This is a genomic window from Pseudomonas sp. S34 (assembly GCF_009866745.1).
Taxonomy (GTDB): domain Bacteria; phylum Pseudomonadota; class Gammaproteobacteria; order Pseudomonadales; family Pseudomonadaceae; genus Aquipseudomonas; species Aquipseudomonas jessenii.
Genome location: NZ_CP019398.1, coordinates 5,673,138 through 5,687,499, shown reverse-complemented (window position 1 = coordinate 5,687,499; position 14,362 = coordinate 5,673,138). Strand labels below are relative to the sequence as shown.

The 14,362-nt window shown below is 58.9% G+C and carries 12 protein-coding genes; 3 read left to right on the top strand and 9 right to left on the bottom strand.

Features of this window, described 5'->3' with window-relative positions; translation table 11 throughout:
* Positions 1-33: 33 nt before the first annotated feature.
* The 3 genes from rpoD to rpsU all read right to left on the bottom strand — a co-directional run bounded on the left by rpoD (position 34) and on the right by rpsU (position 4,613).
* On the bottom strand, positions 34-1,881 hold the full coding sequence (gene rpoD, locus PspS34_RS25545; RefSeq protein ID WP_057713062.1) for an RNA polymerase sigma factor RpoD: 1,848 nt from the start codon (positions 1,879-1,881) through the stop codon (positions 34-36).
* A 67-nt stretch (positions 1,882-1,948) separates the two neighbouring features.
* Positions 1,949-3,916, bottom strand: coding sequence for a DNA primase (gene dnaG, locus PspS34_RS25540; RefSeq protein ID WP_008051597.1), 1,968 nt, complete (start codon positions 3,914-3,916; stop codon positions 1,949-1,951).
* Positions 3,917-4,397: 481 nt separating this feature from the next.
* Positions 4,398-4,613 carry a 30S ribosomal protein S21 gene (gene rpsU, locus PspS34_RS25535; RefSeq protein WP_002551877.1) on the bottom strand — a complete coding sequence of 72 codons (216 nt, stop codon included), beginning with the start codon at positions 4,611-4,613 and terminating at the stop codon, positions 4,398-4,400.
* A gap of 199 nt (positions 4,614-4,812) precedes the next feature.
* On the opposite strand from rpsU, the gene tsaD reads away from it, so the two are divergent.
* Complete coding sequence (tsaD, locus tag PspS34_RS25530; RefSeq protein ID WP_057713063.1) at positions 4,813-5,838, top strand: tRNA (adenosine(37)-N6)-threonylcarbamoyltransferase complex transferase subunit TsaD; 1,026 nt, start codon at positions 4,813-4,815, stop codon at positions 5,836-5,838.
* A 23-nt stretch (positions 5,839-5,861) separates the two neighbouring features.
* Here the strand turns inward: tsaD and plsY are convergent, their stop codons facing one another.
* Positions 5,862-6,431, bottom strand: a complete 570-nt coding sequence (plsY, locus tag PspS34_RS25525) for a glycerol-3-phosphate 1-O-acyltransferase PlsY (RefSeq protein ID WP_057713064.1) — start codon at positions 6,429-6,431, stop codon at positions 5,862-5,864.
* A gap of 74 nt (positions 6,432-6,505) precedes the next feature.
* Here plsY and folB point away from each other — a divergent pair, with 74 nt between their 5' ends.
* Both folB and folK read left to right on the top strand, forming a co-directional pair.
* Complete coding sequence (gene folB / locus PspS34_RS25520) at positions 6,506-6,862, top strand: dihydroneopterin aldolase (RefSeq protein WP_008051601.1); 357 nt, start codon at positions 6,506-6,508, stop codon at positions 6,860-6,862.
* Positions 6,853-7,371 carry a 2-amino-4-hydroxy-6-hydroxymethyldihydropteridine diphosphokinase gene (folK, locus tag PspS34_RS25515; RefSeq protein WP_150813999.1) on the top strand — a complete coding sequence of 173 codons (519 nt, stop codon included), beginning with the start codon at positions 6,853-6,855 and terminating at the stop codon, positions 7,369-7,371. The genes folB and folK overlap by 10 nt, the downstream gene beginning before the upstream one ends.
* An 82-nt stretch (positions 7,372-7,453) precedes the next feature.
* Here folK and PspS34_RS25510 read toward each other — a convergent pair whose 3' ends face one another.
* The 5 genes from PspS34_RS25510 to glpE form a co-directional block, all read right to left on the bottom strand.
* Positions 7,454-8,683, bottom strand: a complete 1,230-nt coding sequence (locus tag PspS34_RS25510) for a multifunctional CCA addition/repair protein (protein ID WP_154861038.1) — start codon at positions 8,681-8,683, stop codon at positions 7,454-7,456.
* 63 nt (positions 8,684-8,746) lie between these two features.
* Positions 8,747-10,309 carry a SpoVR family protein gene (locus tag PspS34_RS25505; protein ID WP_057713067.1) on the bottom strand — a complete coding sequence of 521 codons (1,563 nt, stop codon included), beginning with the start codon at positions 10,307-10,309 and terminating at the stop codon, positions 8,747-8,749.
* Positions 10,306-11,577, bottom strand: coding sequence for a YeaH/YhbH family protein (locus tag PspS34_RS25500; RefSeq protein ID WP_057713068.1), 1,272 nt, complete (start codon positions 11,575-11,577; stop codon positions 10,306-10,308). The genes PspS34_RS25505 and PspS34_RS25500 overlap by 4 nt, the downstream gene beginning before the upstream one ends.
* A gap of 204 nt (positions 11,578-11,781) precedes the next feature.
* Positions 11,782-13,704 carry a PrkA family serine protein kinase gene (locus PspS34_RS25495; RefSeq protein WP_057713069.1) on the bottom strand — a complete coding sequence of 641 codons (1,923 nt, stop codon included), beginning with the start codon at positions 13,702-13,704 and terminating at the stop codon, positions 11,782-11,784.
* A 297-nt stretch (positions 13,705-14,001) separates the two neighbouring features.
* The gene (glpE, locus tag PspS34_RS25490) at positions 14,002-14,331 is read right to left on the bottom strand and encodes a thiosulfate sulfurtransferase GlpE (RefSeq protein WP_008051614.1); all 330 of its coding nucleotides are present in this window, start codon (positions 14,329-14,331) and stop codon (positions 14,002-14,004) included.
* Positions 14,332-14,362 lie beyond the last annotated feature (31 nt).

Here is a 14,362-nt window from a genome sequence, read left to right as displayed (position 1 = left end):
CAAAACCCCCGGCCTGGGCCGGGGGTTCTGTGATCACTCGTCGAGGAAGGAGCGCAGATGCTCGCTTCTCGTCGGGTGGCGCAGCTTGCGCAGCGCCTTGGCTTCGATCTGACGAATCCGCTCACGGGTCACGTCGAACTGCTTACCAACCTCCTCAAGGGTGTGGTCGGTATTCATGTCGATACCGAAACGCATGCGCAATACCTTGGCTTCACGGGCAGTGAGGCCGGACAGTACTTCGCGAGTCGCTTCTTTAAGGCTCTCAACGGTTGCAACATCGATTGGCGACTGCATGGTCGAGTCTTCGATGAAGTCACCCAGATGGGAGTCTTCGTCATCACCGATCGGGGTTTCCATGGAGATCGGCTCTTTAGCGATCTTCAATACCTTGCGGATCTTGTCCTCAGGCATTTCCATGCGTTCGCCCAGCTCTTCCGGGGTCGGTTCGCGACCCATTTCCTGCAACATCTGGCGGGAAATGCGGTTGAGCTTGTTGATCGTCTCGATCATGTGCACCGGAATACGGATGGTGCGGGCCTGGTCGGCGATCGAGCGAGTGATCGCCTGACGGATCCACCAGGTGGCATAAGTCGAGAATTTGTAGCCGCGACGGTATTCGAACTTGTCTACCGCTTTCATCAAGCCGATGTTGCCTTCCTGGATCAGATCGAGGAATTGCAGGCCACGGTTGGTGTACTTCTTGGCGATGGAGATCACCAGACGCAAGTTGGCTTCAACCATCTCTTTCTTCGCGCGGCGGGCCTTGGCCTCACCGATCGACATGCGACGGTTGATGTCCTTGATCTCGGCGATTGTCAAACCGGTTTCGGTTTCCAGCGCGGTCAGCTTCTGCTGGCAACGGATGATGTCCGGCTGCAGACGACCAATGGCTTCAGCGTATTTGCCTTTGCCTTTGGCCAGGGCATCACTCCAGCTTTCGTCGACTTCGTTGCCCGGGAACTGGCGCAGGAAGTCGGCACGCGGCATGCGCGCATCACGAACGCAGAGCTGCATGATTGCGCGCTCTTGCTGACGCAGGCGATCCAGGGCGCTGCGAACACGCTCGACCAGGCCTTCGAATTGCTTCGGCACCAGTTTGATCGGCATGAACAGCTCGGCCAGGGCCAACAGCTCGGCAATCGCTGCCTTGTTGTTGCGACCGTGCTTTTTCAGCGCCTTGCGGGTGATTTCCATCTGATCGGCCACAGCGCCAAAACGCTGTGCAGCGATGATCGGATCCGGACCGCTTTCGGCTTCTTCCTCGTCATCGGAGGCTTCACCCTCTTCGTCGTCGGAATCGTCATCCGCCTTGACGGCTTTCGCGTCAATCGGCGGCGGCACTTCTGCCGCAGGCGGCGCAATGCCGTCGTCCGGGTCGATATAACCGCTCAGAACGTCGGACAGGCGACCACCTTCGGTGGTGACGCGGGTGTACTCGGAGAGAATATGATCAACCGTGCCAGGGAAGTGCGCGATTGCGCTCATCACCTCACGGATGCCCTCTTCAATACGCTTGGCGATTTCGATTTCGCCTTCACGCGTGAGGAGCTCCACCGTACCCATTTCGCGCATGTACATGCGCACCGGGTCGGTAGTGCGACCAATGTCGGTCTCGACCGCAGCCAACGCTGCAGCGGCCTCTTCGGCTGCGGCTTCGTCGGTATCGGCGTCGGCCAGCATAAGGGAATCCTTATCTGGCGCAACCTCGAATACGTTGATCCCCATGTCATTGATCATGCGGATGATGTCTTCCACCTGTTCCGGATCTGAAATATCCTCCGGCAGGTGGTCGTTGACCTCCGCGTAAGTCAGGTAGCCCTGCTCACGACCAAGTGTGATCAACTCTTTGATACGAGACTGCTGTTGCGCTTTTCCGGACATAACACCCTATCCACTGAAGGTCTTGGCGGGCAAAAAACAAGCCGAGGATTATACCTGAGCTATGACCTCACGCGCCAGTTGAGGTCGGGTTTGATGCGGAAACATTGCGACTCAAGAGGTCGCGCAGTTGATTTTTCTCTTCGCTGGTCAATTCGCTTTGACGCGCTTTTCGCAGAAGTTGTTCCAGGTTTCGCTCGCGTTGGCGGGCTGACAAGCTAGTAATGGTGTCGAAAAACTGTTGTTCAAGGTTATCTCCATCAATCAGCCATTCCTTTTCCGCCAAGGCCTTGAGCAAGCGGCCTTGTTCTGTGCCGTGCCAACGCGCAATCAGTTGAATTGAGTTTAGCTTGGGATTCTTCTGTACAGCTTCGAGCAGCGCCACCAGCAATTGCGTGTTGGTGTGATCCTCGGCGGCGAAGTGCCCGGCATCCTCAACTTTTTCGGCCAGTTGCGGGTGATGCAGCAACGTGCGCAAGGCGGCGAGGGTTGGCGGTTCTACGGCGGCGGGCACCCGTGGCGCGCGGGGTTGATCACGATCACCGCCCCGCTTGCCATTCTTGTCCCACGGTTTCTTGTCCCATTTCTTGCCTCCTGCACCGGGTTTCTTCGGCGTCCATTCCTGCTGCGGCACATACATTTCCTGTGCCTGCGGCTGATGATAGTCGCTGTAATCGGGCATCGCGTCGTAATCGATGCCCGGGTCGTAGGCCGGCGGTGCTTCTTGCGGGGCGCTTTGTGCCAGCTGACTCACCGCTTCACCGCTCAGGCCGGTGATTTCGCTCAGGCGCTGACGCATCAGGGTGCGCAGGTTGGCGCCCGGGACTTTGTCGATCAACGGCGCGGCGAGGGTGGCCATATGGGCCTTGCCCTCAAGCGAGCGCGGGTCGGCTTCTTCCGTCAGTTGCTGGAAGAAGTAATCGGCCAGTGGCTGCGCGTGCTGGTTGATCCGTGCGCGAAAGGCGTCGGTGCCTTCGGAGCGGACCAGAGTGTCCGGGTCCTCGCCTTCGGGCAGGAACAAAAAGCGTGCGCGACGACCGTCCTGCAGGCTCGAAAGTGTCGCCTCCAGCGCCCGCCATGCCGCATTGCGGCCGGCCTGGTCGCCGTCGAAGCAGAACAGCACGCTGGGCACGACGCGAAACAGCCGCTTGAGGTGTTCCTCGCTGGTGGCGGTGCCCAGGGTCGCGACGGCATTGCGCAGGCCTTGCTGGGCCAGGGCAATGACGTCCATGTAGCCCTCGACGACGATGATCTCGTCGAGGTTGCGGTTGGTTTTGCGCGCTTCATACAGGCCGTAGAGTTCCTGGCCTTTATGGAAAACCGGGGTTTCCGGGGAGTTCAGGTATTTCGGCTTGTCGTCGCCCAATACCCGGCCGCCGAAGGCGATGACGCGCCCGCGACTGTCGCGGATCGGAAACATCACGCGGTCGCGGAAGCGGTCGTAGCGTTTACCGCTTTCGGCGTTTTCGATCAGCAGGCCGGCATCGATCATGGCTTTTTGTTGCAGGGTATCGCTGCTCAAGTGCTTGAACAGGTTGTCCCAGCCGGGCGGAGCGAAGCCCAGGCCGAAGTCCCGGGCGATTTCGCCGGTCAGCCCGCGACCTTTCAGGTATTCCACGGCAGCCTTGCGCGATGGGTGGCTTTTGAGGGCCTGGCGATAAAAGTCGGCAGCGGCGCTCAGTAGCGGATACAGCGGCGAATCGGTCGGTTGTCGCGGTTTGTGCGGCCGGCCGCTTTCTTCGCGGGGGATTTCCATGCCGGCGGCTTTGGCCAGTTCTTCGACAGCCTGGACGAAATCCAGGTTGTCGTGGTCCATGATGAAGCCGAGGGCGTTGCCGCCGGCGCCGCAGCCGAAGCAGTAATAGAACTGCTTGTCGGGGCTGACGCTGAACGACGGAGTCTTTTCCTTGTGGAATGGGCAGCAGGCAGTGTGATTTTTGCCGGCCTTTTTCAATTGCAGGCGCGAGCTGACCACATCGACGATGTCGGTGCGGTTCAGAAGGTCGTCAATGAAGCTCTGGGGAATTAGCCCGGCCATGGCGTTCTCGTCATCTGCGCTGAAAAGGAACCCGAAACGTACGGCGACCGAACGCGGTCATTGTTTGAGGCGCGCAAAGTGTGCGGCTCGACCAGTGTCGTCTGCGTAATCGCTGTCGGGAAGTGTATCTGCCGAAAATCCACTGACGTTAATGCCAATCAGTATTCGACTGTTTGAATGTGTTGCGCTGAATCCGCTGTGGCCAATCATAGGCCCCGGATAGCTCATCATCTGGCACGCAAGCAGGTGCCTTGGGCTGATCGTCGTGAGAGGAATCAGTGGGTGTGCTCGTCAGTAGCCTTGAAAGGCTCGTCAGAAAAGACGTGCACCGCTGGCAAAAGAGCCAGGTCTGACGCGGTGAAGCAGATTTGTCTCGGTCGCGTCTGCGGCTTTGACATTGAAGCATCAAGCGTTTTACGCAAATGCCATAAGCCCGGCTGAGGGCCGGGCTTGGCAGAAGCTTGCTACGATCGTCTGTGTATTAGTACAGACGAACGGCGCGGCGCTGTTCGCGCTGAACTTTCTTGGCGTGACGCTTAACAGCGGCTGCTGCTTTGCGCTTACGCTCAGAAGTTGGCTTCTCGTAAAATTCGCGGCTACGAACTTCAGCCAGTACACCGGCTTTTTCGCAGGAGCGCTTGAAACGACGCAGAGCTACGTCGAAGGGTTCGTTCTCTTTTACTTTGACGGCTGGCATCCAGAGCTACCTTCATTCATTACCGGGGTCAACATCCTCGCGGCAAAAGAGCACTTGAAGACGTCGGTTTTTAAGGGTTGCGGATGTTAACCCCTCATCGCTCGGAATGCAAAGCCTCTGATCGAAAACCGCTGGTCGGGGCATCACGCGACGACTATTATGCGCGCCTTCGAATTCAGCCTAAACAAGGCGCAAACCCATGCTAGTACTGGGATTAGAAACCTCCTGCGACGAAACTGGTGTCGCATTATATGACAGTGAACGCGGCCTGCTGGCCGACGCGTTGTTCAGTCAGATCGACCTGCACCGCGCCTATGGTGGCGTGGTGCCGGAGCTGGCTTCACGCGATCACGTCAAACGCATGCTGCCCTTGATTCGTCAGGTGTTGGCCGAGGCCGACTGCGTGCCGACCGAGATCGATGCGATTGCCTACACCGCGGGTCCTGGCCTGGTTGGTGCCTTGCTGGTAGGGGCTTCCTGTGCTCAGGCGCTGGCCTTTGCCTGGGGTATTCCGGCCCTTGGCGTGCATCACATGGAAGGCCATTTGCTGGCGCCGATGCTGGAGTCGCAACCGCCGGAATTTCCGTTCGTCGCTTTGTTGGTGTCGGGTGGTCACACGCAACTGGTTCAGGTCGACGGAATCGGTCAGTACACGCTTCTGGGCGAGACCCTGGATGACGCCGCCGGCGAGGCCTTCGACAAGACGGCCAAGATGATGGGGCTCAATTATCCGGGCGGACCGGAGATCGCTCGCCTTGCAGAACAGGGCGTTGCAGGGCGTTTCGTCTTCCCGCGGCCGATGTGCGACCGTCCGGGCCTGGATTTCAGCTTCAGTGGTCTGAAAACCTTTGCGCTGAACACCTGGCAACAGTGCGTCAACGCCGGGGACGACGGAGAGCAAGCCCGTTGCGACATCGCGCTGGCATTCCAGCAGGCCGTGGTGGAGACTTTGACCATCAAGTGCAAGCGTGCCCTGAAGGCCGCTGGCATGAAGCGCCTGGTGATTGCAGGGGGCGTCAGTGCCAACAAGGCGTTGCGCACTTCCCTGGAGAAAATGCTCGGCGACATGAAGGGCGATGTGTTTTATGCCCGTGCGCAGTTCTGCACCGATAACGGCGCGATGATTGCCTTTGCCGGCTGCCAGCGCTTGCAGGCCGGTCAGCAGGAAAGCCTGGCGATCAGCGTGCAGGCGCGTTGGCCGATGGAGCAGTTGACCGCATTGTGATGAGCGGTGCTCATGTCCGGCGGCTAGAAATGCCGTTCGCGCCCGGCAAACAGGTCGCGTAGATTGCCGCGATGACGCCAGACGATCAGCCCGGTGAGCGTGCTCATGGGCAGCAGGGCGGCCGGTTCTTGCCAGGCCAGCAACGGCAAGGTCAGCGGTGTGGCGATGAGGGCGGCCAGGGAGCTGGTGCGGGTCAGGTAGAACGTCAAGAGCCAGGTGCAGACCGCCAGAAGGGCAGCGGGCGGGTACAGTCCCAGCAACATGCCGGCAGCGGTGGCGACGCCCTTGCCGCCGCGAAAGCGAAAGTACAACGGAAACAGATGGCCGATGACGGCATAGACGCCGATCCAGGCCTGTTCCTGCTGCGAAAGACCCGCAAGACGCGCAATCAGTACCGGCAGCAGGCCTTTGCAAAGGTCCCCGAGCAGGGTCAGGATGGCGAGCTTCTTGCCGGCCAGGCGCAACATGTTGGTGGCACCGGCATTGCCCGAGCCACTCATTCGCGGATCGGGGTTACCGGTCATGCGGCTGAGCAAAATGGCAAAGGACAGAGAGCCGAGCAGGTAGGCGAGGATCGCCAATAACCAAAACATGCTAACTATTCCGGGCGAGGAAGCCCTGATTCTAACGGCGCATTGCGCCCTTGTCGTGTAGCGGAGAGAAGTGCTTGGACAGAGTGTTTATCGAGGGCCTGGAAGTCGACACGGTGATTGGTGCCTACGACTGGGAGCGAGGCATCCGACAGTGCTTGCGTCTTGACCTGAGCTTCGCCTGGGATAATCGCCCGGCCGCAGCCGGTGATGACCTGACCCTGGCGCTCGACTACGCCAGTGTTTCCTCACGCATCCAGGCGTTTGCCGAGCAGGCGCAATTCCAGTTGGTGGAAACCTTTGCCGAGCGCCTGGTTGAAGTGCTGATGAGCGAATTCAAGATCACTTGGATGCGCCTTAAGCTGACCAAGCCCGGGGCCGTCCCGGCTGCCACCGGCGGTGTGGGCGTGGAGATCGAGCGCGGATGTCGCTGACTCAGGTGTACCTCGGGCTCGGTAGCAATATCGAGCGTGAAACCCATTTGCGGGCGGGGCTCGATGCTCTGGCGGCATTCCTGGTCGATATCCGCTGTTCGGCGGTGTTCGAAAGCCAGCCGGTGGGCATCAAGAGCGGGCCGTTCTTCAATTTCGTGGTGTCGGCGTATACCGATCTGCCGCTGATGGAGCTTGATCGTCGATTGAAGTTCATTGAGGCGGATAACGGTCGTTACGCACCGGATCGCCGAGGTTTGCCGCTGGATATCGACGTATTGTTGTTCGGTGACCTGGTGGGCAATTTCGATGGCTTGATCTTGCCGCGGGCAGAAATTCTGAAAAATGCGTTCGTTCTGTGGCCGTTGTCGTTGATAGCGCCGGATCGCGTGCACCCGGGCGCAGGCAAGAGTTTTGCGACTTTGTGGGCTGAAGCGCAGATTGATCAGGTGTTGGCGCCAGTAGCGTTCGAATGGCACGGTGAACAGCTGACACCTTCAGATTTGTTGTGACCTTACTGACGCCTTCGCGAGCAAGCCCGCACCCACAGGTACGATGCAATTTCTGTGGGAGCGGGCTTGCTCGCGAAGCTTTTCAGACAGACGTCGCCTCTTTGTAAGCCTTCAACGCCTTGAGCCGCTCGCGCTTGATCTCCTCCCCCAGCTCCGGCCCCTTGAAACCTTTCTCCAGCAACGGCTGAACCGCCACGCTACGAGCCGCAGTTGCGGCGCCGCGCAAATAATCTGCCTGTGGGTAACTTCTTTCTTCCAGCCCTTTGCGCCCACGCGCGTCCATCTCGCATGCGGCGATGAACTCCTCAAACCGCTGTGGCCGACGGTAAATGTCGAAGCTTTGCAACAATTCCAGCAATGTCGATGGCTTCAGCTCAAGGGCGCGATGCCCATGGGTGTGGTACTCGCCCACCAGCAGCGCCAGTTCCTGGCAGTCCTTCGGCACCTTGAAGCGTTCATTGACCGCCTTGATCAGCTTCAGGCCCTTGAACTCGTGGGCAATGTGTCGCGGCCATTCATCCTCTGGCGTCAGTCCCTTGCCCAGGTCGTGCAGCAAGCACGCCCAGCGCACGGTGAGTGGCTGTTTGTGTAGTGCGGCTTGCTGCAACACGCTCAGGGTATGTGCACCTGTATCGATTTCCGGGTGATGGGCGGGTGGTTGCGGTACGCCAAACAGCGCGTCGACCTCGGGCATCAGAACCTTGAGTGCGCTGCATGCGCGCAGAACCTCAACAAATACCTGTGGTTGATCTTCCATCAGGGCGCGGGAAATTTCCTTCCAGCTGCGCTCAGGGGTCAGCGCTTCAAGTTCACCTGACTCGCTGAGTTGGTGCATCAGCGCCAGGGTTTCCGGGGCAACGGTAAAACCCAGCGTCGCGTAGCGCGCCGCGAAGCGGGCAACACGCAGGACCCGGAGTGGATCTTCGGCAAATGCCGGGGAAACATGGCGAAGCAGGCGCGCTTCAAGATCACGCTGGCCGTGGTACGGGTCGGTCAGGTTCTGCTGATCGTCCTCGGCCATGGCATTGATGGTCAGGTCGCGGCGGATCAGGTCTTCTTCGAGGGTGACTTCAGGGCTGGCGTGAAAAGTGAACCCGCCGTAACCGCGTCCGCTTTTGCGCTCGGTGCGGGCGAGGGCGTATTCCTCACCGCTTTTGGGATGAAGGAACACCGGGAAGTCCGCGCCCACCGGGCGAAAGCCCTTGGCGAGCATTTCTTCGGTGGTAGCGCCGACCACAACCCAGTCGATATCGGTAACCGGTTTGCCCAGCAGGCGATCACGTACCGCACCGCCGACTTTATAAATACGCATAAAAAACCTCCGTTAGCTCGACAGGATAACCGTTGCATCGAGCTTTCGGAGGCGCAAACCGGATCAAAGATGGATGACGGCCAGGTCCAGGCGGCCGTAATCACCTTCGCTGTGCTCGCTTCTGGGTGGCACATGGTGGGTTTTCATGACCTGATCGCCTTGCAGGGTTTCCAGGTGAATGTCGAAGCCCCAGAGGCGGTGCAGGTGTTTGAGCACTTCTTCGGTCGAGTCCCCCAGCGGTTTGCGGTCGTGCTGCTGGTGGCGCAGGGTCAGGGAGCGGTCACCGCGACGGTCGATGCTGTAGATCTGCACGTTTGGCTCGCGATTGCCCAGGTTGTACTGTGCCGCGAGGGTTTCCCGGATGATGCGGTAGCCACCTTCGTCGTGAATGGCGGGCACCAGCAGGTCGTCCTTCTGGTCGTCATCGAGAATGCTGAACAGCTTCAGGTCGCGGATCACCTTGGGCGACAAGTACTGCAGGATGAAGCTCTCATCCTTGAAACTGCTCATGGCGAACTTGATGGCTGCCAGCCAGTCGGTACCGGCAATGTCAGGGAACCAGCGGCGATCTTCTTCCGTAGGCTCTTCGCACATGCGGCGGATGTCGCGGTACATGGCAAACCCCAGGGCGTAAGGGTTGATGCCACTGTAGTAGGGGCTATCGAAGCCAGGCTGGAACACCACGCTGGTGTGGGACGTCAGGAACTCCATCATGAAGCCGTCGGTGACCAGGCCTTCGTCATACAGGTCGTTCATCAGTGTGTAGTGCCAGAACGTGGCCCAACCCTCGTTCATGACCTGGGTCTGACGCTGTGGATAAAAATACTGGGCGATCTTGCGCACGATACGCACGATTTCCCGCTGCCATGGCTCCAGCAGCGGTGCATGTTTTTCGATGAAGTACAGGATGTTTTCCTGGGGTTCGGCGGGGAAGCGTGCGTTGTCCTTGTCGCTGTACTTGTCCGCGCCCTTGGGAATGGTGCGCCACAGATCGTTGATCTGTTTCTGTAAATGTTCTTCCCGGTCCTTTTGCCGGCGACGTTCTTCTTCCGCGGAGATCGGATAAGGGCGTTTGTAACGGTCGACACCATAGTTCATCAGCGCATGGCAGGAGTCGAGCAGATCCTCGACCGCGTCGATACCGTGGCGTTCTTCGCACTGCATGATGTACTGCTTGGCAAACACCAGGTAATCGATGATCGAACTGGCGTCGGTCCAGGTGCGGAACAGGTAATTGCCTTTGAAAAAGCTGTTGTGCCCGTAGCAGGCATGGGCCACCACCAGCGCCTGCATGCAGATGGTGTTTTCCTCCATCAGGTAGGCGATGCATGGGTCGGAGTTGATCACGATCTCGTACGCCAGCCCCATCTGGCCGCGGGTGTAGGACTTTTCGGTGCTGAGGAAGTGCTTGCCATAGGACCAGTGGTGATAACCCAGCGGCATACCGACCGAGGCGTAGGCGTCCATCATCTGTTCGGCGGTGATCACTTCGATCTGGTTGGGATACGTATCGAGCGCGTAACCGGCCGCAATACGACTGATTTCGCGGTCGTAGGCCTGGATCAGCTCGAACGTCCATTCGGAGCCGGTGGAAATGGGTTGGCGTTTCTGCTCTTTGGCGGTCATGTCACTAACCTGCGCTGGAAGAGTTCACGGAAGACCGGATAGATATCCCCGGCCGAGACCAGTTGTTGCTGGGCAAATGTATCGGAAAAGGCTTCGGCGATGCGCTCGTACTCGAACCACAGGGCCTGGTGTTCGCGCGGGGTGATCTCAACGTAAGTGTAGTACTGCACGAATGGCATGATCTGGTTGATCAGGATGTCGCGGCAGATCGGAGAGTCGTCGTTCCAGTTGTCACCGTCTGAGGCCTGGGCTGCGTAGATGTTCCACTCGTTGCTCGGATAACGCTCGGCCATGATCTCCTGCATCAGTTTCAAGGCGCTGGAGACGATGGTGCCGCCGGTTTCCCGGGAGTAGAAAAACTCCTCTTCATCCACTTCGCGGGCGCTGGTGTGGTGGCGGATGAACACGACGTCGATCTTGTCGTAGTTACGCTTGAGAAACAGGTACAGCAGGATAAAGAAGCGCTTGGCGATGTCCTTGGTCGCCTGGGTCATCGAGCCGGACACGTCCATCAGGCAGAACATCACGGCCTTGGAGCTGGGGTTGGGTTGTTTGATGAGCAGGTTGTACTTGAGGTCGAAGGTGTCGAGAAACGGTATACGGTGAATGCGCGCGCTGAGTTTTTCGATTTCTGCTTCGATTTCCTGGATATCGCCGAAGTTGTCCGGTTCTTCTTGCTTGAGTCGCAGAAGTTCTTCCTTGGCTTCACGCAGTTTTGCGCGGCTGCTGCCGGACAGGGCGATGCGCCGGGCGTGGGCTGAGCGCAGGGTGCGGATGATGTTGATCCGCGACGGGTTGCCCTCGTTGCTGATCCCGGCGCGCACGGTCTTGAAGGTGTCGGTGCCGGTCAGGTTGCGTTTGACCAGGTTGGGCAGTTCGAGGTCCTCGAACATGAACTCGAGGAACTCTTCCTGGGTAATCTGGAAGACGAATTCGTCCATCCCCTCGCCGGAATTGCCCGCCTTGCCGGGGCCTCGGCCGCCACCGCCTCCCGGTGGGCGGGCGATATGTTCGCCGCTGGTGAATTCCTTGTTGCCCGGGTGCACGACCGTCTGCTTGCCACCGCGACCGTGATGAAGCACCGGCTCGTCGATGTCGCGGCCGGGAATGCTGATTTGTTCGCCGTGTTCCATATCGGTAATGGAGCGCCGGCTGACCGCCTCTTCGACAGCCTTCTTGATGTGATCACGGTAGCGCCGCAGAAATCGCTGGCGGTTTACCGTGCTCTTGTTCTTGCCATTGAGACGTCGGTCGATCACATAGCTCATGACTGCTCCTTAGAAGCTGTCCTGAAAGGGGCGAGCGGTTATGCAGCATCGGACCGGTGCCAAGGGATGTTCACGCTCCCCCAAGCGCTTTTGGATGCTGCCTGTACCTCGCTACCGACTTTCGAACACCTTCCAGAGGTCTGTGTAACAGAAAACGCGTACACAGGCCTCTGGCTGACGACAACCGGTCTGACCGGCAGCGGGTTACTGTGATTTTCTGACCCGCAGGTACCACTCGGACAGCAGTCGTACCTGTTTGTCGGTGTAGCCGCGCTCGACCATCCGTGTGACGAAGTCGTTGTGCTTCTGCTGGTCTTCTTTGCTGGCCTTGGCATTGAAGCTGATGACCGGCAGCAGGTCCTCGGTGTTGGAGAACATTTTCTTCTCGATGACCACCCGCAGTTTTTCGTAGCTGAGCCAGGTCGGGTTCTTGCCGTTGTTGTTGGCCCGGGCGCGCAGTACGAAGTTGACGATTTCGTTGCGGAAATCCTTCGGATTGCTGATGCCGGCCGGTTTTTCGATTTTCTCCAGTTCTTCGTTCAACGCTACGCGGTTGAGGATCTCGCCGGTTTCCGGGTCGCGGTATTCCTGGTCCTGGATCCAGAAGTCGGCGTACAGCACATAACGATCGAAGATGTTCTGGCCGTACTCGCTGTAGGACTCGAGGTAGGCGGTCTGGATCTCCTTGCCGATGAATTCGATGTAGCGCGGTGCCAGGTACTCCTTGAGGAAACGCAGATAGCGTTCGCGGGTCTCGGCCTGGAACTGTTCCTGCTCGATCTGTTGTTCAAGCACGTAGAGCAGGTGCACCGGGTTGGCGGCAATTTCGTGCGGGTCGAAGTTGAACACCTTCGACAGGATCTTGAACGCGAAGCGGGTCGACAGACCGTTCATGCCTTCGTCGACGCCCGCATTGTCGCGGTATTCCTGGATCGACTTGGCTTTCGGATCGGTGTCCTTTAGGTTCTCGCCGTCGTACACGCGCATCTTCGAGTAGATGTTGGAGTTTTCCGGCTCCTTGAGGCGCGAGAGCACGGTGAACTGGGCCAGCATCTTCAGGGTGTCCGGCGCGCAATGAGCCTTGGCCAGCGAACTGTTGAACAGCAGCTTGTCGTAGATCTTCACTTCGTCGCTGACCCGCAGGCAGTACGGCACTTTGACGATGTAGATCCGGTCGATGAAAGCTTCGTTGTTCTTGTTGTTGCGGAAGGTGTGCCACTCCGATTCGTTGGAGTGCGCCAGCAGGATCCCGGTGAACGGAATCGCGCCGAGGCCTTCGGTACTGTTGTAGTTGCCTTCCTGGGTGGCGGTCAGCAGTGGGTGCAGCACCTTGATCGGTGCCTTGAACATTTCGACGAATTCCATCAGGCCCTGGTTGGCCCGGCACAGGGCGCCCGAGTAGCTGTAGGCGTCGGCGTCGTTTTGCGGGAACTCCTCCAGTTTGCGGATATCGACCTTGCCCACCAGCGCCGAGATGTCCTGGTTGTTTTCGTCGCCAGGTTCGGTCTTGGCCACGGCGACCTGGTTGAGGATCGACGGGTAGAGTTTGACCACGCGGAACTGACTGATGTCGCCACCGAATTCGGCCAGGCGTTTGGTCGCCCATGGCGACATGATGGTGTTGAGGTAGCGCCGTGGAATGCCAAAGTCTTCCTCGAGGATCGCGCCATCTTCGGTGGCGTTGAAAAGACCCAGGGGCGACTCGAAAACCGGCGAGCCCTTGATTGCATAGAAGGGCACTTTTTCTATCAGTTGCTTGAGCTTCTCGGCCAGGGACGACTTACCGCCACCGACAGGGCCCAGCAGGTACAGGATCTGTTTCTTCTCTTCCAGGCCCTGAGCGGCATGGCGGAAATACGACACGATCTGGTCGATGCATTCTTCCATCCCGTGGAAGTCTTCAAAGGCCGGATAGCGGCGGATGACCTTGTTGGAGAAGATGCGCGACAGTCTCGAGTTGGTCGAGGTGTCGAGCAGTTCCGGTTCACCGATGGCCAGCAATAGACGCTCGGCGGCGGAGGCGTAGGCGCTGCGGTCCTGTTTGCACAGCTCAAGATACTCTTGCAGAGAGAGTTCTTCCTGGCGTGTGGACTCGAAGCGTTGTTGGAAGTGGCTAAAGATACTCATGACGTCACCTCGCTCGATACGTGGAGCCGACGCCGGATCACTCAGTCGATGCTGGCAGCAACCGAACAGGCGATTGCTGTTTACCCCCCAGAACTCTCCCGGAGCTGACTACTCCGAAAGCTACTCCCGATGACCCGTGCGCCGGTGTACCGGCTCTCCCCTGTTTTGGATGGCCTGGGCTTAAGGATAGTTGGGAATTCGGGAGGTAAAGGCGAGATACGTAATTAGTTGTGGCAGACCGTTCGTCTGCCACCGCGCTAGCCCGCGGGAGCCGGGGCCTGCAACGTTACAAAAAAATTATTCAGTGGTGCCTTGCGCCGTTTCCGCAGGATACGTCGTACGCCACAACTCGAATCCGCCATCCATGCTGTAGACGTCGGAGAAGCCCTGGCTGATCAGGTAAGCGGCCGCGCCCTGGCTGGAATTGCCGTGATAGCAGACCACCACGGTCGGTGCATCGAGGTCGGCACCCTGGATGAAAGCGTGCAGGGAATGGTTGTCCAGATGCTTGGAACCTGCGATGTGCAGGGCGGCAAAAGTGGCCGGGTCGCGGACGTCGACCACCACTGCGCCTTGTTCGCGCAGGGCTTGGGCCTGTTCCGGGGGAATACGTTTGAATTCGCTCATGGCGGGCTCCTGTGGCTCGGCTGAATGGGCA

Coding starts and splice junctions, on each gene's coding strand:
- tsaD (WP_057713063.1), top strand. CDS start 4,813: ATGCTAGTACTGGGATTAGAAACCTCCTGCGACGAAACTGGTGTCGCA.
- PspS34_RS25510 (WP_154861038.1), bottom strand. CDS start 8,683: ATGCGTATTTATAAAGTCGGCGGTGCGGTACGTGATCGCCTGCTGGGC.
- rpsU (WP_002551877.1), bottom strand. CDS start 4,613: ATGCCAGCCGTCAAAGTAAAAGAGAACGAACCCTTCGACGTAGCTCTG.
- dnaG (WP_008051597.1), bottom strand. CDS start 3,916: ATGGCCGGGCTAATTCCCCAGAGCTTCATTGACGACCTTCTGAACCGC.
- rpoD (WP_057713062.1), bottom strand. CDS start 1,881: ATGTCCGGAAAAGCGCAACAGCAGTCTCGTATCAAAGAGTTGATCACA.
- PspS34_RS25505 (WP_057713067.1), bottom strand. CDS start 10,309: ATGACCGCCAAAGAGCAGAAACGCCAACCCATTTCCACCGGCTCCGAA.
- PspS34_RS25500 (WP_057713068.1), bottom strand. CDS start 11,577: ATGAGCTATGTGATCGACCGACGTCTCAATGGCAAGAACAAGAGCACG.
- PspS34_RS25495 (WP_057713069.1), bottom strand. CDS start 13,704: ATGAGTATCTTTAGCCACTTCCAACAACGCTTCGAGTCCACACGCCAG.
- plsY (WP_057713064.1), bottom strand. CDS start 6,431: ATGTTTTGGTTATTGGCGATCCTCGCCTACCTGCTCGGCTCTCTGTCC.
- folK (WP_150813999.1), top strand. CDS start 6,853: ATGTCGCTGACTCAGGTGTACCTCGGGCTCGGTAGCAATATCGAGCGT.
- glpE (WP_008051614.1), bottom strand. CDS start 14,331: ATGAGCGAATTCAAACGTATTCCCCCGGAACAGGCCCAAGCCCTGCGC.